The 17,868-nt window shown below is 73.4% G+C and carries 18 protein-coding genes; 10 read left to right on the top strand and 8 right to left on the bottom strand.

Features of this window, described 5'->3' with window-relative positions; genetic code table 11:
• Positions 1 to 422 precede the first annotated feature (422 nt).
• Positions 423 to 662 (bottom strand): glutaredoxin family protein, encoded by a 240-nt coding sequence (locus ACFXGA_RS27825; protein ID WP_378092773.1) that lies wholly within the window; start codon positions 660 to 662, stop codon positions 423 to 425.
• 187 nt (positions 663 to 849) lie between these two features.
• Here ACFXGA_RS27825 and bioD point away from each other — a divergent pair, with 187 nt between their 5' ends.
• The 4 genes from bioD to ACFXGA_RS27805 all read left to right on the top strand — a co-directional run bounded on the left by bioD (position 850) and on the right by ACFXGA_RS27805 (position 3,536).
• Complete coding sequence (gene bioD / locus ACFXGA_RS27820) at positions 850 to 1,566, top strand: dethiobiotin synthase (protein ID WP_378092771.1); 717 nt, start codon at positions 850 to 852, stop codon at positions 1,564 to 1,566.
• Positions 1,567 to 1,682: 116 nt separating this feature from the next.
• On the top strand, positions 1,683 to 2,699 hold the full coding sequence (bioB, locus tag ACFXGA_RS27815; RefSeq protein ID WP_378092769.1) for a biotin synthase BioB: 1,017 nt from the start codon (positions 1,683 to 1,685) through the stop codon (positions 2,697 to 2,699).
• On the top strand, positions 2,696 to 2,899 hold the full coding sequence (locus tag ACFXGA_RS27810) for a hypothetical protein (protein WP_378092767.1): 204 nt from the start codon (positions 2,696 to 2,698) through the stop codon (positions 2,897 to 2,899). The genes bioB and ACFXGA_RS27810 overlap by 4 nt, the downstream gene beginning before the upstream one ends.
• A 40-nt stretch (positions 2,900 to 2,939) precedes the next feature.
• Positions 2,940 to 3,536 (top strand): DUF2567 domain-containing protein, encoded by a 597-nt coding sequence (locus tag ACFXGA_RS27805; RefSeq protein ID WP_378092765.1) that lies wholly within the window; start codon positions 2,940 to 2,942, stop codon positions 3,534 to 3,536.
• 6 nt (positions 3,537 to 3,542) lie between these two features.
• On the opposite strand, the gene ACFXGA_RS27800 is transcribed toward ACFXGA_RS27805, so the two are convergent.
• The 5 genes from ACFXGA_RS27800 to ACFXGA_RS27780 all read right to left on the bottom strand — a co-directional run bounded on the left by ACFXGA_RS27800 (position 3,543) and on the right by ACFXGA_RS27780 (position 7,957).
• A complete protein-coding gene (locus ACFXGA_RS27800; RefSeq protein WP_378092764.1) occupies positions 3,543 to 4,295 on the bottom strand; it encodes a putative hydro-lyase in 753 nt (250 codons plus the stop codon).
• Positions 4,292 to 5,551: an MFS transporter gene (locus tag ACFXGA_RS27795; RefSeq protein WP_378092762.1), complete on the bottom strand. Its 1,260-nt coding sequence runs from the start codon at positions 5,549 to 5,551 to the stop codon at positions 4,292 to 4,294. The genes ACFXGA_RS27800 and ACFXGA_RS27795 overlap by 4 nt, the downstream gene beginning before the upstream one ends.
• A 256-nt stretch (positions 5,552 to 5,807) precedes the next feature.
• The gene (aroD, locus tag ACFXGA_RS27790) at positions 5,808 to 6,560 is read right to left on the bottom strand and encodes a type I 3-dehydroquinate dehydratase (RefSeq protein ID WP_378092760.1); all 753 of its coding nucleotides are present in this window, start codon (positions 6,558 to 6,560) and stop codon (positions 5,808 to 5,810) included.
• 30 nt (positions 6,561 to 6,590) lie between these two features.
• On the bottom strand, positions 6,591 to 7,271 hold the full coding sequence (locus tag ACFXGA_RS27785) for an LON peptidase substrate-binding domain-containing protein (protein ID WP_378092758.1): 681 nt from the start codon (positions 7,269 to 7,271) through the stop codon (positions 6,591 to 6,593).
• Positions 7,268 to 7,957, bottom strand: coding sequence for an NUDIX domain-containing protein (locus ACFXGA_RS27780; RefSeq protein WP_378092756.1), 690 nt, complete (start codon positions 7,955 to 7,957; stop codon positions 7,268 to 7,270). Before ACFXGA_RS27780 ends, ACFXGA_RS27785 begins: the two co-directional genes overlap by 4 nt.
• 64 nt (positions 7,958 to 8,021) lie before the next feature.
• Here ACFXGA_RS27780 and nadA point away from each other — a divergent pair, with 64 nt between their 5' ends.
• The 3 genes from nadA (at position 8,022) to nadC (ending at position 11,564) form a co-directional block, all read left to right on the top strand.
• Positions 8,022 to 9,041, top strand: a complete 1,020-nt coding sequence (nadA, locus tag ACFXGA_RS27775; RefSeq protein ID WP_378092754.1) for a quinolinate synthase NadA — start codon at positions 8,022 to 8,024, stop codon at positions 9,039 to 9,041.
• A gap of 67 nt (positions 9,042 to 9,108) precedes the next feature.
• Positions 9,109 to 10,731 carry an L-aspartate oxidase gene (locus tag ACFXGA_RS27770; RefSeq protein ID WP_378092751.1) on the top strand — a complete coding sequence of 541 codons (1,623 nt, stop codon included), beginning with the start codon at positions 9,109 to 9,111 and terminating at the stop codon, positions 10,729 to 10,731.
• Between the two features lie 2 nt (positions 10,732 to 10,733).
• Positions 10,734 to 11,564 carry a carboxylating nicotinate-nucleotide diphosphorylase gene (gene nadC, locus ACFXGA_RS27765; protein WP_378092785.1) on the top strand — a complete coding sequence of 277 codons (831 nt, stop codon included), beginning with the start codon at positions 10,734 to 10,736 and terminating at the stop codon, positions 11,562 to 11,564.
• Positions 11,565 to 11,610: 46 nt separating this feature from the next.
• Here the strand turns inward: nadC and ACFXGA_RS27760 are convergent, their stop codons facing one another.
• On the bottom strand, positions 11,611 to 12,555 hold the full coding sequence (locus ACFXGA_RS27760; RefSeq protein ID WP_378092749.1) for a DUF2382 domain-containing protein: 945 nt from the start codon (positions 12,553 to 12,555) through the stop codon (positions 11,611 to 11,613).
• 112 nt (positions 12,556 to 12,667) lie between these two features.
• Positions 12,668 to 13,444, bottom strand: a complete 777-nt coding sequence (locus ACFXGA_RS27755) for a carbon-nitrogen hydrolase family protein (protein WP_378092747.1) — start codon at positions 13,442 to 13,444, stop codon at positions 12,668 to 12,670.
• Between the two features lie 29 nt (positions 13,445 to 13,473).
• On the opposite strand from ACFXGA_RS27755, the gene ACFXGA_RS27750 reads away from it, so the two are divergent.
• The 3 genes from ACFXGA_RS27750 to ACFXGA_RS27740 all read left to right on the top strand — a co-directional run bounded on the left by ACFXGA_RS27750 (position 13,474) and on the right by ACFXGA_RS27740 (position 17,746).
• Positions 13,474 to 15,018, top strand: a complete 1,545-nt coding sequence (locus tag ACFXGA_RS27750) for an ABC transporter substrate-binding protein (RefSeq protein WP_378092745.1) — start codon at positions 13,474 to 13,476, stop codon at positions 15,016 to 15,018.
• Between the two features lie 61 nt (positions 15,019 to 15,079).
• Positions 15,080 to 16,210: an aminotransferase class V-fold PLP-dependent enzyme gene (locus ACFXGA_RS27745; RefSeq protein WP_378092743.1), complete on the top strand. Its 1,131-nt coding sequence runs from the start codon at positions 15,080 to 15,082 to the stop codon at positions 16,208 to 16,210.
• A gap of 39 nt (positions 16,211 to 16,249) precedes the next feature.
• On the top strand, positions 16,250 to 17,746 hold the full coding sequence (locus tag ACFXGA_RS27740) for a Fic family protein (RefSeq protein ID WP_378092783.1): 1,497 nt from the start codon (positions 16,250 to 16,252) through the stop codon (positions 17,744 to 17,746).
• Positions 17,747 to 17,868: the final 122 nt, after the last annotated feature.

Raw genomic sequence — 17,868 nt, 5'->3', positions numbered from 1 at the left:
CGTGGCGGGGGGGTGGGGTGGGGTGTGGGGCGGGCCCCGCCCCCGGCGCCCCCCCGCCCACCCCCCGCCGCCCGGCGGGCCCCCCCCCCCCCGCGCCCCCCCCCCCCCCCACGTCCAGGTTGAGGGCGAACACGCCCCACGCCATGAACGCGCCGCCGCCGAACAGCCACCCGGTCACCGTCGACACGACCGGCACCCGGCCGACCACCTCGCCGACGGCCGGGAACACGGTGCCCCACAGCAGGACGTGCCCGAGCACCACGCCGGCGATGCCGCCCAGGATGACCAGGGTCTGCACGCCGCCGCTCTGCCGCTGGAACCAGCCCTTCCGCTGCACCGCCTCGGCGGCGCGGATCGAGGCGTTGTCGCGGGTGCGCTGCGTGATCTGTTGGCGACGCTTGCGCCTGCCCTTCTTGCCCACGTCAGCGCTCGACCGCCGCCGCCAGCTCGGTGTTGGTGGGCTCCACCAGGACGCGGCCGTCGGGCAGCACGACCACGGGGATGTTCTTGCGCCCGCCGGCGAACTCGACGGCCCGGTCGCGCGCCGCGTCGTCCTGCTCGACGTCGATCTCGGTGAACGGCACCTCGTGCTCGCGCAGCCACGCCTTCGCCCGCCGGCAGTCGCCGCACCAGTCCGCGCCGTAGAGAACGATCTCACTCATGCAGGTGACTGTAGAACGCGAAAGCCCGTTACGGTCCGCGCATCGGTCGAGCGGCCGCACTTCGCCGTCCCGCAGGCACCCCTTCGGCCGCCGCACCGCCCCGACCGTGGCCCTTTCGCTCACTCGTAGTGGTGACTGCGACACAGCGGGACCCGCGACGCTCCGCACAGGCTTAGGGTGAGTGCCCGTGAGCGTCCTCGTGATCACCGGCACGGGCACCGAGGTCGGCAAGACCGTGGTCGTCGCCGCCCTGGCGGCCCTGGCCTCGGCCGACGGTCGACGGGTCGCCGTGCTCAAGCCCGCCCAGACCGGTGTCGCCGACGGCGAGCCGGGCGACCTCGCCGAAGTGGTCCGCCTCGCGGGCCCCGTCACCACGCGCGAGCTGCGCCGCTACCCCGACCCGCTGGCGCCCGCCACGGCCGCCCGCCGGTCCGGGCTGCCGACCGTGCACCCCAGCCAGGTCGCCTCGGCGGCCGTGGCCCTGGACGAGACGCACGACCTCGTGCTGGTCGAGGGCGCGGGCGGGCTGCTGGTCCGGTTCGACGACGCGGGCTCGACCATCGCCGACGCGGCCTGGGCGCTCAACGCGCCGGTGCTCGTGGTCGCGCACGCCGGCCTGGGCACGTTGAACACGACCGCGCTGACCGCCGAGGCGCTGCTCCGCCGGGGCCTGGAGTCCGTCGGCGTGGTCGTCGGCCGCTGGCCCGCCGAGCCCGACCTGGCCTCGCGCACGAACCTGGTGGACCTGCCCGAGGCCGCGGGCGCGCCGCTGCTGGGCGTGCTGCCGGACGGCGCGGCGGCGCTGGGTCGGGCCGAGTTCCTCGCCGCGGCCCGGGAAGGGCTGTCGCCGTGGTTCGGCGGCACGTTCGACCCGGAGAAGTTCGCCGCGCCGCACACCTGTTGACGCGGTACGCCGACCGGGTTGTCCACCGCGGCCAGTGACGCACATCGCTGGGGCGCGTCCGGGTCGGTGCGGCAGACTGCTCGGCGGACCACCGCCGGAGTCGACGAGGAGAAGCCGTGACCGCAGCCCCCGAACAGGTCGATGTCCTGGGCGTCGCCCGCGAGCAGGTGCTGGAGCGGGGCGTCGGGCTGTCCGAGGAGCAGGTCCTGGAGGTGCTGCGGCTGCCCGACGAGCGGATCCCGGAGCTGCTGGAGCTGGCCCACGCGGTCCGGATGCGCTGGTGCGGACCGGAGGTCGAGGTCGAGGGCATCGTCTCGCTCAAGACCGGCGGCTGCCCCGAGGACTGCCACTTCTGCTCGCAGTCCGGCCAGTTCCCGTCCCCGGTGCGCTCGGCGTGGCTGGACATCCCCGGCCTGGTGAAGGCGGCCCGGCAGACCGCGGAGACCGGCGCGACCGAGTTCTGCATCGTCGCCGCCGTGCGCGGGCCGGACAAGCGGCTGCTGTCGCAGGTGCGCGACGGCATCAAGGCCATCCGCGAGGACGGCAACGACATCCAGATCGCCTGCTCGCTCGGCATGCTCACGCAGGAGCAGGTGGACGAGCTGGTGGACATGGGCGTGCACCGCTACAACCACAACCTGGAGACGGCGCGCTCGCACTTCCCGAACGTGGTCACCACGCACTCGTGGGAGGAGCGCTGGGACACGCTGACAATGGTCCGCGCGGCCGGCATGGAGGTCTGCTGCGGCGGCATCATCGGCATGGGGGAGACGCCGGCGCAGCGCGCCGAGTTCGCCGTGCAGCTCGCGGAGCTGGAGCCCGACGAGGTGCCGCTGAACTTCCTCATCCCCAACCCCGGCACGCCCTACGAGAACTACCCGGTGGTCGAGGGCCCCGACGCGCTGCGGACGGTCGGCGCGTTCCGGCTCGCCCTGCCGCGCACGATCCTGCGCTTCGCGGGCGGCCGCGAGCTGACCCTCGGCGACCTCGGCGCGAAGCAGGGCATGCTGGGCGGCGTCAACGCGATCATCGTCGGCAACTACCTGACCAACCTCGGCCGCCCGGCCCAGGACGACCTGGACATGCTGACCGAGCTGTCGATGCCGATCAAGGAACTGGGCAAGGCGCTGTGACGGGCGGAGCGCCGGCGTACTGCGGCTTCTGCGGCAGGGAGCGGGACGGGGCCGATCACGCCGCGTGCGCGTCGCGGCTCGGCGTGATCGACCCGCCGCGGTTCTGCGCCGAGTGCGCGCGCCGGATGGTGGTGCAGGTGACCCCCACCGGGTGGACGGCCACGTGCAGCCGTCACGGCGAGATCACCTCCGCGCGGTAACCTGCCCTGCGTCGGGTCACGGGTGCAGGGAGGTCGTCGGGTGGCGGAGCAACCGGTGGACGAGCGGGCGACGCCCGTTCGGGTGCCACCCGCGCCGGCGTTCGAGTACTACTACGTGGCGCAACGGCCGCGCGTGGTGGTGAAGCGCGACCTGCTGCCCGCGTTCTCCGTGCTGTCCGCGATCTCGTTGTTCGGGTTGCCCGTGGGGTGGCTGTGGGCGTGGCTCGCGCCGCCGCAGAACGTGGTGGCGCAGCAGGACGGGTCGATGATCGCGGTCACCGGCGAGAGCTACCACCGGCTCGACGGGCTGATGGTGTTCGTGCTGATGGGGTTGGGCGCCGGGCTGCTCACCGGCATCGCGGTGTGGATGCTGCGGGAGCGGCGGGGACCGGTGGTGATGCTCGCGGCCACGCTCGGCGCGGCCGTGGCGGCCTACCTGGCGCAGCTCACCGGCACCGGCGCGGCGGCCGGCCGGTACGCCGTCGACGCCGCGCCCCGGGTGGGTGACGTCCTCGCCCTGGCCCCGGTGCTGGAGACGTGGTGGGGCGTGCTGGCGTGGCCCCTGGGCACGGCGCTGGCCTACGGCTGCCTGGCCGCGTGGAACGGCCTGGACGACCTCGGTCGACGGCTGGGGTAGCCCGGCTCAGACCCGGTAGGCCGAGTCGGGCACGTCCGTGACGAACATGTGCCCCGGCGCGTGGGTGATCGCGAACGGTGGTTTCGAGGCCATCACCGCCGCCTGCGGCGTGACGCCGCACGCCCAGAACACCGGCACGTCGCCCGCGTGCGGTTCGGTGCGGTCGCCGAAGTCCGGCCGGTCCAGGTCCGCGATGCCGAGCGCGGCGGGGTCGCCCACGTGCACCGGCGCGCCGTGCACCGCGGGCATCCGGGCGGTGACCTCCCGGGCTGTCTCGACCAGGTCGGCCGGGACGTACCGCATCGACACCACCACCGGCCCGTGCAGGCGGCCCGCCGGGCGGCACTCGCGGTCGGTGACGTACATCGGCACGTTGCGCCCCTGCTCGACGTGCCGCAGCGGGACGTGAGCCTGCTTCAACGCGGACTCGAACGTGAAGCTGCACCCGATGAGGAACGCGACCAGGTCGTCGCGCCAGTGCGCGGACGCGTCGGTGGGCTCGTCGACCAGCTCGCCGTGCTCCCAGACCCGGTAGCGGGGCAGGTCGCGCCTCAGGTCGGCGTCGCGCGCCAGCACCGTCGTGGTGTCACCGGCGTCGGTGACGTCCAGCACCGGGCACGGCTTGGGGTTGCGCTGGGCGAACAGCAGCACGTCGTAGGCCCAGTCCGCGGGGACCGCGACGAGGTTGGCCTGGGCGTAGCCGTCCGCGAGGCCGGCGGTCGGCCCCCGGTGGCCGCGGCGCACCTGTTCCGGGGTCATCGCAGCTCCACCCCCTTCGTCTCGGGCAGGCCCAGCAGCGCGACGACGGCGATGCCGTAGCCGAGCGCGCCGAAGATCATCGCGCCGCCAACGCCGATGCCGTCCGCCAGGAATCCCACCAGGGCCGGGAAGGACGCGCCGACCGCGCGGCCGAAGTTGTAGGTGAGTCCCTGGCCGGTGCCGCGCAGCTCGGTCGGGTACAGCTCGGCGAGGAAGGAGCCGAAGCCGCTGAAGATCGCCGACGTGGTGAACCCGAGCGGGAACGTGACCAGCAGGATCAGGCCGTTCGCACCGGGCGGGACCTGGGTGAACAGCACGATGAGGATGGCGCTGAGCACGGCGAACAGGGTGAACGTGCGCTTGCGCCCCAGCAGGTCGGTCAGGTAGCCGCCGGTGACGTAACCGGTGAACGCGCCGCCGATGAGCAGGGCCAGGTAACCGCCGGTGCCGACGACGCTGAGCCCGCGCTCGGTCTTGAGGAACGTGGGCACCCAGACGGCGAGGGTGTAGTAGCCGCCCTGCACGCCGGTGGCCAGCAGCGCGGCGAACAGCGTGGTGCGGCCGAGCCCGCCCCGGAAGACCGCCCCGAAGCTGCCCTTGCGCGGGTTCGCGCCCAACGCCCGCTCGGCCTTCGGCGCGTCCTTGACGTTGCGGCGGACGTAGAACACGAGGAGCGCGGGGATCGCGCCGGTCCAGAACAGCACGCGCCAGGCGACGTCCTGCGGCAGGAAGCTGAACACGGCGGTGTAGACGACCACGCTCAGGCCCCAGCCGACGGCCCACGAGCTCTGGATGAACGCGACCGTCCGGCCCCGGTACCGCGGCTTGCAGTACTCGGCGACCAGGATCGCGCCCGCCGCCCACTCGCCGCCGAAGCCCAGGCCCTGCAACGCGCGGAAGACCAGCAGCGTCTCGTAGCTGGTGGCGAAGCCGCACAGGACGGTGAAGACGGCGTAGGTGGCGACCGTGACCATGAGCGTGCGGACGCGGCCGACGCGGTCCGCGAGGACGCCCGCGATCGCGCCGCCGAGGGCGGACACGACCAGGGTGACGGTGTTGAGCAGGCCCGCCTGGCCCGTGGTGAGGCCGAAGTGGGCGGTGATGGCGAACAGGGCCAGGGGCAGGACCTGGAAGTCGTACGCGTCGAGGCCGTAGCCGCCGAACGCGCCGACGAAGGCCCGCTTGCCGTCGCGGCCGAGCGAGTGGAACCAGGCGAGCGGTCCGCCCCTCGCGGTGTCGGTGTCCGTGGTGCTCATGTCGCTGATCACCTCGCTGGTGTGGGTGTGCCGTGCCCCACACCGTAGAGGATTGTTGAACAATCCCACGATACTGCAATCGAGCGACCCTCGCGTGTCCTACCTCCAGAACGCGCGTGTCCTACGTTCAGGACCCGAGAGTCCTACGTTCAGGACCCGTGAGTCCTACGTTCATGACCCCCGAGTTCAACGCTCGGGGCACGCCGAAGCGCACGCCCCGGTCGTGGCGGGACGTGCGGCACGGGGGTGACGCCGGTCAGGCGGTCGCGCTCGGCTCCGGCTCGGCGCTCTTGCGCCGGTCGTACGCCGGGTGGAACCGGCGCATGAGCCGGAACGTCTCGGCGAAGTCGAGCTGACCCGACGTGGGCTGGTGCCCGATGAACGTGTAAGTCACCAGCGAACCGAGCGCCGGGAAGAAGATGCGGGACGCCGTGCCGATCTCGCCCATCGCGATCACGATCATTTTCGAATCGTCGTCCGCATTCACCAACAATGACGCGAGGACTTTCAGGTCCGCGTTCGAGTTGGCCATCGTGGAAATCTTCACCACATCCGCGCCGGCCTCTTTCGCGGCACGCGCGACCTCGGCGAGTTCCGCCCCGTCCGGGGTGTGGTCGAAATTGTGGTACGACACGATCACCAGCGTGTCGTGCGCCCGCGCCGCGGCGATCACGTCGGCCAGGATCGCGCCGGACGACAACTCGACGTCCACCGCGTCCACCAGCGGCGCGACCGCGCGGAACACCTCGAGCCGCGCCTCCTCCGACCCGGTCCACCCGCCGCCCTCGGCCGCCGAGCGCACGGTCGCCAGCACCGGCAACCCCGAGAACGCGCGCACCTGCTCGCGCACGTGGTCGACGTCCGTCCGGGCGAACCGGTCGATGCGCAATTCGGCCACGTCCACCCCGAGGGAACGGGCTTCCGCCGCCGCACGCGCGCTCTCGTGGTCGTCGAAGCTCACCGCGACGAGGGGGACACCGCCGTCGACCAGCGCGCGCATGGTGCTCATTCCCGGATCGTACACCGACGGCCGAACAGGTCAGTTGCGATGAGGCAGGTGGCCCAATTCCGACAACGGCGCGGGCACGGCGCTCAACGCGTCCAGAATGCCCGCCTCGCGGTGCAGCACTTTCCGCACCAGGCGCAGCCGCCGGGCGGGCGAGGTCTCCTCCAGCAGCCGCTGCCGGTCCTCCATCGTCAGCAGGCAGTCGCCCGCCAGCGCGTACGCCAGGTCCGCGACCGCCACGTCCGGCCCCGGCGGCCGCCGCCCCGCGCTCTGGAACGCCGCCTCCCGGTACCGGCCGTGCGCCGCCCGCGCGCTCTCCGCCAGCAGCGGCAGCACCGCCTCGACCTCCGGCGGCCCCGCCGTGTCCGGCAGCCACTCCACCGACGCCACCAGGTACGGCGCGCTGTCCTCGTCCACGTCCAGCAGCCGGAACCGCCGGCCGCCCCGGGTGGTCAGGTCGAACCGGCCGTCCGGCAGCCGCCGCGCCTCCCGCAGCACGGCCGTGCAGCCGATGTCGTGGAGCGCCGCCACGTTCTCCGCGCCGACCTCCCACCCCTGCTTGATCGACACCACGCCGAACGTCCGCTCCGGCACCGCGCCCGTGACCAGGTCGACGGTGAGCTGCCGGTACCGCGGCTCGAACACGTGCAACGGCAGGGACGCCCCGGGCAGCAGCACGGTGCCCAGCGGGAACAGGGGCAGCGTCGTGGTCACGACCCCAAGCTACGGGTGGAGGGTGGCCGCAGCACGGCGAACGGGTCGGTGACCCGCATTTCGCCGGACACGAACCGGAACAGCGCCGCGGGCCGGCCGCCGGACGGCCCGGACTGCATGGTCCCGCCGGTCGGCTCCAGCAGCCCCCGCCGCGACAGCACGCGTTGCAGGTTCGTCGCCGAGACCTTGTAGCCCAACGCCGCCGAGTACAGCGAGCGCAGGGCGGAGATGGTGAACTCCGGCGGGGCCAGCGCGAAACCGAGGTTCGTGTACGACAGCTTCGACGCGAGCCGGCTGCGGGCCCGGACGCAGATCGCCTCGTGGTCGAACGCGGTCGGGGGGAGCGCGTCCACGGGGTGCCACGCGGTGTCCGCCGGCACCACCGGGTCGATGTGCGAGGGCACCAGGCCGAGGAACGCGGTCGCGACCACGCGCGGCCCCGGCACCCGCGCCGGGTTGCTGAACACGGCCAGCTGCTCGACGTGTGACAACTGTCGCACGTCGACTTTTTCCGCCAGTTGACGCCGGATCGACGCCTCGACGTCCTCGTCGTCGCCGAGCCCGCCACCGGGCAGCGACCAGCGGCGGGCGTGCGGTTCCCGGGCACGTTCCCACAGCATGACCTGGAGTGATCCGGCTCTCACCTGGAGCACCGCGGCCAGCACCTCATGTACCGCCAGTCCCACTCGGCTGATACTATCGGCCACGTTTTCGACCGTTAGGCGAAAACCTGGCTCAAGGGAGGAACCCATGGTCGCCACCGCCTACGTGGAGCGGACCTCCGACGGCGCCTACGACGGCATCGCGCCGGACGCCGCCTGGCGCGACGAGGTGCTGGAGCTGGCCCGGCGGCGCGACGCGGTCATCCTCGCGCACAACTACCAGTTGCCCGAGATCCAGGACATCGCCCACCACACCGGCGACTCGCTGGCGCTGAGCCGCATCGCGGCCGCGAGCGACGCGTCCACCATCGTGTTCTGCGGCGTGCACTTCATGGCCGAGACCGCGAAGATCCTCGCGCCGCACAAGACCGTGCTGATCCCGGACGAGCGGGCGGGCTGCTCGCTGGCCGACTCGATCACGGGCGAGCAGCTGCGCGCGTGGAAGGCCGAGCACCCCGGCGCGATCGTCGTCTCCTACGTCAACACCACGGCCGAGGTGAAGGCCGAGACCGACATCTGCTGCACGTCGTCGAACGCGGTGGACGTGGTGCGGTCGATCCCGGAGGACCGGGAGGTGCTGTTCCTGCCGGACCAGTTCCTCGGCGCGCACGTCAAGCGCGAGACGGGCCGGGAGAACCTGCACGTCTGGGCGGGCGAGTGCCACGTGCACGCCGGCATCAACGGCCCGGAGCTGGCCGAGCGCGCGGCCGCGAACCCGGACGCGGACCTGTTCATCCACCCCGAGTGCGGCTGCGCCACGTCGGCGCTCTACCTCGCGGGCGAGGGCACCGTCCCGGCCGACAAGGTGAAGATCCTCTCGACCGGCGACATGATCACCGCCGCCCGGCGGACCAGCGCGAAGTCGGTGCTCGTGGCGACCGAGATCGGCATGCTGCACCAGCTGCGCCGGGCCGCGCCGGAGATCGACTTCCGCGCGGTGAACGACCGGGCGTCGTGCCGGTACATGAAGATGATCACCCCCGCCGCGCTGCTGCGCGGGCTGCGGGAGGGCAAGGACGAGGTGCACGTCGACCTGGAGACCGCGAAGCGGGCGCAGGGCGCGGTGCAGCGCATGATCGAGATCGGGCAGCCCGGCGGCGGCGAATGAGCGGGGTGGCGCCGTCGCGCGCCACGAGCACGCCCACGGGTTCTCCGAGCCCCGGCGAGGAGGAGTCATGAGCACGCCCCTGTGGGAGGCCCGCGCCGACCTGCTCGTGGTCGGCACGGGGGTGGCCGGGCTGACGGCGGCGCTGCGCGCGCGTGAGCTGGGGCTGCGGGTCCTGGTCGTGACCAAGGCGGCCGGCGGCGACGGCAACACGCGCTGGGCGCAGGGCGGCGTGGCGGTCGTGCTGCCCGGCGAGCACGACGAGGGCGACACGGTCGACGCGCACGTGCGGGACACGCTGGTCGCGGGCGCGGGGCTGTGCGACGAGGCCGCGGTCGCGGCGATCATCGCCGACGGCCCGGCCGCGGTGACGCGGCTGCGCGAGCGGGGCGCGGTGTTCGACGCCGCGCCGACCGGCGGGCTGGCCCGCACGCGGGAGGGCGGGCACAGCGCGTTCCGCGTGGTGCACGCGGGCGGCGACGCGACCGGCGCGGAGGTGGAGCGGGCGCTGCTGGCCGCGGCGTCCGACGGCCGGGTGCCGCTGCTGGAGGACCACATCGCGGTGGACGCGGTGCGCACGCCGCTCGGCGCGGTGTGCGGCCTGCTGGTGCTGGACGGCAACGGCGTGCCCGGCGTCCTCAGCGCGCCCGCCGTGCTGCTGGCCACCGGCGGCCTCGGCCAGCTCTACCAGGCCACCTCGAACCCGGAGGTGGCCACCGGCGACGGCCTCGCGCTGGCGCTGCGCGCGGGCGCGGTGGCGGCGGACGTCGAGTTCGTCCAGTTCCACCCGACCGTGCTCTACACCGGGCGCGGCGCACGGGGCCGCTGCCCGCTGGTGACCGAGGCGGTGCGCGGCGAGGGCGCGGTGCTGGTCGACGCGACCGGCGCGCGGGTCATGCGCGGCGTGCACCCGCTGGCGGACCTCGCGCCGCGCGACGTGGTGGCCGCGGCGATCACCCGGCACATGGCCGACGGCCCCGGCGGCGTGGACGACCACGTCTTCCTCGACGCCACGGGCATCTCCGACTTCGCGCGCCGGTTCCCGACCGTGCACGCGGCCTGCCTCGCGGCGGGCGTCGACCCGGCGGCCGACCCGATCCCGGTCGCGCCCGCGGCGCACTTCGCGTGCGGCGGCGTGGTGTCCGATGTGGACGGACGGACCGGGGTGACGGGCCTGTACGCGGCGGGCGAGGTGGCCCGCACCGGCTTGCACGGCGCGAACCGGCTGGCCTCCAACAGCCTGCTGGAGGGCTTGGTCGTGGGCACGCGCGCGGCCGAGGCGGTCGCGGCGGACCTCGCGCTGGGCGTGCTGGCCCGCCCGCTCGCGGCGGTCGCGGTGGACCTGCCGACCGCGCCGGTGGCGGACCGGGACTCGTTGCAGCGCGTCATGTCCCGCTACGCGGCGATCGGCCGCGACGCCGAGGGACTGGCCGTGGTCGGCTCGGTGCTCGACCTGTCCACCGCGGACCGCGTGCTGGACAGCCGGCAGCTGGTCGAGGACGCCGCGCTCACGGTGGCCGCGCGGGCGTTGATCGCGGCCGCGGCGGAGCGCGAGGAGTCGCGCGGGTGCCACGTGCGCACCGATTTCACCGAGCGGGACGACGTGCGCGGGCAGCGCAGCCAGGTGGTCCGGCTCAACCCGTCCGGCCAGCCCGTGCTGGCCGATCCCGCGGTGGCGAGGGGAGTGGCGTGAACATCGACCTGGACCTGGACGACGCGCGTCGGGTGATCGCGACGGCGCTGGAGGAGGACCTCCGGTACGGCGCGGACGCGACGACGGAGGCGACCGTGCCGGCGGACGCGGTGGCGGTCGCGGAGCTGACGCCCCGCGCGGCCGGGGTGCTCGCGGGCATTCCGGTGGCGCTGGAGGTGTTCCGGCAGGTCGCCGACGTGGAGGTGCTGGAGCGGCGGGAGGACGGCGACAAGGCCGTGCCCGGCGAGCCCGCGCTGGTCCTGCGCGGCCCGGTGCGCGGCCTGCTCACCGCCGAGCGGACCGCGTTGAACCTGCTGTGCCACCTGTCCGGCGTGGCCACCCTGACCGCGGCCTGGGTGGACGAGGTCGCGGGCACCAAGGCCCGCGTGCGCGACTCCCGCAAGACGCTGCCGGGCCTGCGGCTGCTGGAGAAGTACGCGGTGCGCTGCGGCGGTGGCGTCAACCACCGGCTCGGCCTCGGCGACGCGGTGCTGATCAAGGACAACCACGTGCGCGCCGCGGGCTCGGTGCGGGCCGCGCTGGCGGCCGTGCGCGCCCACGCGCCGCACCTGGCGTGCGAGGTCGAGGTCGACTCGCTGGACCAGCTCGACGAGGCCCTGGCCGAAGGCGCGGAGCTGGTCCTGCTGGACAACTTCACCCCCGCCGAGTGCGCGGAGGCGGTGCGCCGGGCGGGCGGTGTCGCGCTGGAGGCGTCCGGCGGGCTGACGCTGGACGTGGCCAGGGCCTACGCCGAAACCGGCGTGGACTACCTGGCCGTGGGCGGGCTCACGCACTCCGCGCCGGCCCTCGACCTGGGGCTGGACCTGCGCTGAGCGGGAGCGTGCCCGCGCCGGGGGCACAGGCGCGGGCACGCCCTGTTCAGGAGTCGCGCCGCCTGGTCCGGTCGTCGCGCTCCACGTCCACCCGTTCCTTGCGCACCTCGCCGCGGACGTGCTCCTCCTCGGTGACGCTCTGCTTGTCGAGCCGGACCTTCTCGACCGGCTTGGTCTTCTTCTCGACCACCGGCTCCTGCCGGCGCAGCGTCACCTCGGCCTCCTCGTCGGTGAACGCGCGGTCGGTGGGCGCGCCCTCGGCGGGCTCGCGCACCACGCGCACCTCCTCGTGCGTCACCGGCACGCTCACGTCCCGCTGCTCGGTCACCGTGTGCTTGACCAGGCGCACCCGGCCGGCCTCGACGTCGCGGGTGCCGACCTCGATGTCCTCCTCGTAGCGGGTGACGGAGTCGCCGCCCTCGCGGGCCTCGTGGCGGCCGCGGCCGCGCACGTCGCCCTGCGGCATGCCGCCCTGGGGCCCCGTCCGGCCGGCGTCCGCCGCCCGGGTGGCTTCGCCCTGCGGCATACCGCCCTGCGGTCCCGTCCGGCCCGTGCCCGCCGCCCCGGCGGGTTGACCCGTCCGGCCCGTGCCGGACATCGGCTTGGTCTCGGTGCGGCCGGTGGTCCCGGTGCGCTCCCGGCCCGGGAGCCGGTCGTGCTCGCCGGTGCGGTGCGACGGGATCAGGCCGTAGTAGGCGTACAGCTCGTCCTGCTGCTGGTCGGACATGTGCTCGTCGGACACGTCGATCCGGGGCGCGTCCTTGACCTGCTGCTTGTCCACGTGCACGGTCACGACGCCGTCGCCCAGGGTCGCGTCCTGGATCGGCACGAACGACTCCTTGAGGCCGAACAGCCCGGTGTGCACGGAGGCCCACATGGGGCGCCCGTCCCGGTCGTCCAGCCACACCTGCTTCACCGAGCCGATGCGCTCACCGTGCTCGTCGATCACTTCGCAGTCGTACAGGCGGTCCACTTCGGCCTGGTTGATCATGGCCGTGTCCCCTCCGGGTCTCGTTTTTCGTCCCGGAGGAGGCTTCCCGCGGCCCGACGCCACCTATTCGGCCGCCACCTGTTCGTGTGAGGCAACGCCCCCCGAAAGAGATTCAGAGACGACGATTCGCCAGGACGGGCAACGTTTCCCTCGCGCGCGTGACACTCTCCGTGTCCACTTCGGTCAGGATGAGACCCGGTTCGCCGGCCAGCTGCTCGACCACCGCGCCCAGCGGCGTGGCGACCGTGCTGTAGCCCACGCCGGTGGGCGCGCCGTGGTCCACGCCGGGGTCGGCCTGGCCGCACGCCAGCACCCACGACGTGCAGTCCAGCGCGCGGGCGCGCACCAGCAGCTCCCACTGCTCGCGCTTGCCCGGACCCGCGCCCCACGACGCGCACACCAGCACGGCCGTCGCGCCGCGGTCGGCCAGCTCCCGGAACAGTTCGGGGAACCGCACGTCGTAGCAGGTGGTGAGGCCGATCGTGACGCCGTCGACGGTCACCGCGACCGGCGCGGCGCCGGGCGCGACCGTGCGGGACTCGGTGAACCCGAACGCGTCGAACAGGTGGATCTTGTCGTAGCCGACGTGGTGCCCGCCGCCCGTGACCAGCAGGGTGTTCGTCACGCGGCCGTCGGGCGCGGGCCGGAACATGCCCGCCACCACGACCACGCCGTGCTCGTCGGCGATGTCGCGCACGGCGCTCGCCCACGGCCCGTCCAGCGGCTCGGCCACGGGCCCGAGGGGCACGCCGAACCGGCACATCGTGGCCTCCGGGAACACCACCAGGCGTGCGCCGCCGGCCGCCGCGCGCGCGGTCTCCGAACGCACCAGGTCGAGGTTGGCCGCCGGGTCGGTGGACGAGCTGATCTGGCACAGGGCGACACGCATGCGGCCCACTCTAGGTAGTGTCGGGTCCCGTGCGCTCCCTCTTGCCCCCGCTCGTCGTCGCGGCCGTCCTCGCCGCCGCGGGCTGCACCGGCACGACGACGCCCAGCGCCGAGGGCACGTCGGACAACAGCGCGCTCGTGCTGGCCGACCCGGTCGAGCCGACCACGCTGAACCCGCTGCTCGGCTACGGCCGCGAGGGCGTGTCCAAGCTCTACGACGGGCTGGTGGACCACCGCGCGGACGGGTCGGTGCGGCCCCGGCTGGCGGCGGACGCGCCCCAACCCGCCGCGGACGGGCTGAGCTGGACCGTGGCGCTGCGCGAGGACGTGAAGTTCACCGACGGCACGTCGTTCGGGCCCGAGGACGTGGTGGCCACCTACCGGGCGCTGCTCGACCCGGCGTCCGGCTCGACCGAACGGGCCGCGTACGCGGAGCTGACCGGGGTCGAGCAGCTCGACGTGCGCACCGTGCGGTTCACGTTGGCCAGGCCGTGGGCGGCGTTCCCGCACACGCTGGTGCTCGGCATCCTGCCCAGCGAGGCGTTCGACGTGCCGCTGCGCGACGTGCGGCCCGTCGGCACCGGCCCGTACAAGCTCGTGGAGTGGCGCAAGGGCGACCGGATGGTGCTGGAGGCCAACGCCTCCTACTTCGGCGGCGAGCCCGGGATCCGCAAGCTGACCGTGGTGTTCGTGCCGGACGACAACACGCGCGCCCAGCGCATGCAGGCGGGCGAGTTCGACGGCACCGAGCTGCCGCCCCGGCTGGCCGCGTCGTTCGGCAACGCCAACGGCCTGCGGGTGATCACGCACCGCACCGCCGACCTGCGCGCGGTCACGCTGCCCACCGGGCCGGTGACCGGCGACGCGGCGATCCGGATGGCGTTGAACCACGCGGTCAACCGCAAGGGCATGGTCGACAACCTGCTCGGCGGCAAGGGCGAGCCGGCGAGCACGCCGGTGCCCGGGGCGCTGCCGGAGTTCGTCGAGACCGGGGCCCGGTTCTCCCACGACAAGGCGCAGGCGGAGCTGCTGCTCGACCAGGCGGGCTGGGTGCGCGGCGCGGACGGCGTGCGGGCGCGGGGCGGCGTGCCCGCACGGTTCACCCTGATGTACCCGATCGGCGACGTGGTGCGGGCCGACCTGGCCACCGCGTTCGCCGCGGACGCCAAGGCGGTCGGCATCGACGTGCAGCTCGCGGGGCTGAGCCCGGACGCCATCACGCCCCGGCTCGGCGCGGACGCGTCGCTGCACGGCGGCGGCACCCCGTTCGACCCGGACCTGATGACCTACCGGCAGCTGCACACGCCGAACCCGTGGGGCTACTCGAACCCGCAGGTGGACGCCGCGCTCGACACCGGCCGCACGCTGCTGGACCCGGCGCAGCGGGCGGCGGCGTACAAGCAGTTCCAGCGGGCGTACGTGGCCGCGCCCGGCATGGTCGTGCTGGCCTCCGTGCAGCACACGTACGTGGTGCGGGAGAACTGGAACGGCTACCAGGAGGTCGTGGACCCGGCCGAGCGCGGCGCGCTGTCCTGGGGGCCGTGGTGGAACCTGGAGAAGTGGACTCCCCGCTGACCCCTGGTCTTCTTGCACTCCGTTGGCGATAGTGGGGTATCCACGAGCCTAAGGGGACGCAGTGACGATCTTCCTCGACTCCGCCGGGTCCTCCCTGCCGCCGCGCGAGGTGCTGGACGAGGTGATCGGCCACCTGCGGCGGGAGGCCGAGGTCGGCGGGTACGTCGCCGCCCGGGAGCGGGCCGACGACCTGCGGGAGGGCTACGCGGTGGTGGCCGAGCTGCTGGGCGCGTCGCCGGACGAGGTCGCGTTCACCGACAGCGCCACCCGGTCGTGGCTGACCGCGTTCGACGCGGTGCCGCTGGCCGCGGGCGACCGGGTGCTGTTCAGCGAGGCGGAGTACGCGGGCACCGCGATCCCGATCCTGCACCGGGCGCGCGAGGTCGGCGCGACCGCCGAGGCGGTGCCGTCGGACCCGTCCGGGCAGGTGGACGTGACCGCGTTGCAGGACATGCTGGACGAGCGGGTGAAGCTCGTCTCCCTGGTGCACGTGCCGACGAACAGCGGCCTGGTGAACCCGGCGCGCGAGGTGGCCGAGGTCGCGCACGAGGTGGGCGCGCTGGTGCTGCTGGACGCGTGCCAGTCGATCGGGCAGCTGCCGGTGCGGGCCGACGAGCTGGGCGTGGACCTGATCACGGGCACCGGGCGCAAGTGGCTGCGCGGTCCGCGCGGCACGGGCGTGCTGGTCGTGCGCCGCGAGGCCGCCGCCCGTCTGCGGCCCCGGCTGGTCGACCTGCACAGCGCCGAGTGGGTCGCGCCGGACGAGATCCGGCTGCGCGACGACGCCCGGGTGCACGAGATCTGGGAGTCGAGCGTCGCCGACCGGCTCGGCCTCATCGCGGCGGTCCGGTACGCGCTGGCCAAGGGCCTGGACGCGATCGAACGGGAGGTCGGCGACCGCGCGCGGCGGCTGCGGGAGGGCCTGGCCGCGCTGCCCGGCGTGACGGTGCGCGACCCCGGCGTGCGCAAGTCGGGCATCGTCACGTTCACCGTGGACGGCCTGCCGGCGACCGAGGTGCGCGACCGGCTGGCCCGCGACGGCGTCACCGTCACCGTCAGCACGGCGTCGTCCACGCTGCTGGACATGACCCGGCGCGGGCTCGCCGAGGTGGTGAGGGCGTCACCGCACTACTTCGTCGAGCCCGCGCAGGTCGATCAGGCCGTGGCGGCCGTCAGCAGGTGCGCCCGGTGAAGGTAGTCGCCTGACCGGCGATACCATCCGCCGGTGACGATGGCCGACATGCCGTGGACTGAGGTCGAACCGCTTCCCACGCTCAACGGCGACCTCCAGCCGCTGCTCGACACGGTACGGGCCATCCAAGGTGCGTGGAAATCCGTTGTTTCGGCCAACGACGAGGCATTCCACGAGGCGCGTCGGAGGTCGTTGCGCCGCCATGCCATTGAAACGGGCATCATCGAGCGCCTTTACGACATCGACTGGGGCGTCACGGAAGCCTTGGTCGCGGAAGGGCTGACGGCTGACGCGGTTGCCCGCGCGGGTGACGGTTCCGTCAACGAGGACGTGCTCGAAGTCGTCCGGTCCCAGTACGAAACCCTGGAATTCCTGGTCCAGTCCGCCCGTGAAGGGCGGGACCTGTCGGTGTCCCTCATCAAGGAGCTGCACGTCGCACTCACCAGGCGGCAGTCGACGTACACCGCCACGGGCCCGACCGGCATGGTCTTCCAGGCGACTCTGCACCACGGTGAGTGGAAGCAGCAGGTCAACCACGTGACTCGACCGGATGGGTCACTGCTCGAGTACACCCCTCCCGAGCAGGTGGCGTCGCAGATGGACCGGTTGGTCGAGCTGTACCACGACTACGGCGATCGCGATCCGATCATCCAAGCGTCGTGGTTGCACCACCGCTTCGTCCGGATTCATCCGTTCGAGGACGGCAACGGTCGTGTTGCGCGGTGCCTCACGCTGCTCATCCTGCTCAAGCACGACCTGGCGCCGCTGGTCGTGGACAGGCGGGAGCGCACCCGCTACCTGCGGTGCTTGGACCAGGCCAACGAGGGTGACCTGCGGCCGCTGGTGCGGTTCTTCGCGGAACTGGAGATCGGCGCCCTGCGCAGTGAGCTGGAGCGCCCGGTGGCCGCCGAGCACGCGCTCGCCGAGGGCGGGGGCGCCCTGACCGTGCTCGAAGCGGGGATCGGTCGACTGCGGGAGCTGCGTGCCGCCGGCGGAACGGTCGATCGGTCCGCCAGGGTCGCCGCACTCGCCGACGGGATCCAGCGGAAGATCAACGCTTGGCTCGAGGGCATGAGGGACAGGATCGGCGCGCTCCTGCGTGAAGGCATCGACACCGATGCAAAAGCCACTGTCGCGAGCGCCGCACCCCCGAGCCCGGAGGCACGTCATTGGCGACGCCAGGTGATCCGGGCCGCGCGAAGCGTCGATTTCTACGCCAACCTCAGGGAAGGCGTGTGGTGGACCCGTCTGCACCTCGTGGCTTTCGACCAGCGGCTTCGCTACCTGGTTTTCCTGCAGAAGACGGGTATCGGTGAGACCGGCGTGCTGACGCTGACCGTCTACGCCGAAATGTTGACTTCCGACAGCAGCGAGGAGGGCTCGTCGGTGGCTGACCCGATCGTCGAGTCGTCGCCGACCGAAACCGTGACCTGGACCTGGACCCACTCGCCCGACGACCAGTGGGAGAACGTCGTCGAGGTGCTCGACACGACCTTGGCGAGCGCGCTCGCCAAGTTCACCTCCAGCCTGGGATGACACATGACCCGGCGCGGGGGGGCCGCGGGGGGGGGGGGGGCCCCCCCCAAAGTCGGGGTCCCCCCCCGCGGGGCACCGGCCGGGGGCGGGCGCGGCAGCTGCGCGCGCGGGAGGGGGGGGCG

It is taken from the genome of Actinosynnema sp. NPDC059335 (genome assembly GCF_042752395.1).
Classification (GTDB): domain Bacteria; phylum Actinomycetota; class Actinomycetes; order Mycobacteriales; family Pseudonocardiaceae; genus Actinosynnema.
The sequence above is the reverse complement of the archived record's forward strand: the minus strand, read 5'-3'. Positions and strand labels throughout refer to the sequence as shown.

Coding starts and splice junctions, on each gene's coding strand:
- ACFXGA_RS27825 (WP_378092773.1), bottom strand. CDS start 662: ATGAGTGAGATCGTTCTCTACGGCGCGGACTGGTGCGGCGACTGCCGG.
- ACFXGA_RS27800 (WP_378092764.1), bottom strand. CDS start 4,295: ATGACCCCGGAACAGGTGCGCCGCGGCCACCGGGGGCCGACCGCCGGC.
- ACFXGA_RS27795 (WP_378092762.1), bottom strand. CDS start 5,551: ATGAGCACCACGGACACCGACACCGCGAGGGGCGGACCGCTCGCCTGG.
- aroD (WP_378092760.1), bottom strand. CDS start 6,560: ATGAGCACCATGCGCGCGCTGGTCGACGGCGGTGTCCCCCTCGTCGCG.
- nadA (WP_378092754.1), top strand. CDS start 8,022: ATGGTCGCCACCGCCTACGTGGAGCGGACCTCCGACGGCGCCTACGAC.
- ACFXGA_RS27770 (WP_378092751.1), top strand. CDS start 9,109: ATGAGCACGCCCCTGTGGGAGGCCCGCGCCGACCTGCTCGTGGTCGGC.
- ACFXGA_RS27760 (WP_378092749.1), bottom strand. CDS start 12,555: ATGATCAACCAGGCCGAAGTGGACCGCCTGTACGACTGCGAAGTGATC.
- ACFXGA_RS27755 (WP_378092747.1), bottom strand. CDS start 13,444: ATGCGTGTCGCCCTGTGCCAGATCAGCTCGTCCACCGACCCGGCGGCC.
- ACFXGA_RS27740 (WP_378092783.1), top strand. CDS start 16,250: ATGGCCGACATGCCGTGGACTGAGGTCGAACCGCTTCCCACGCTCAAC.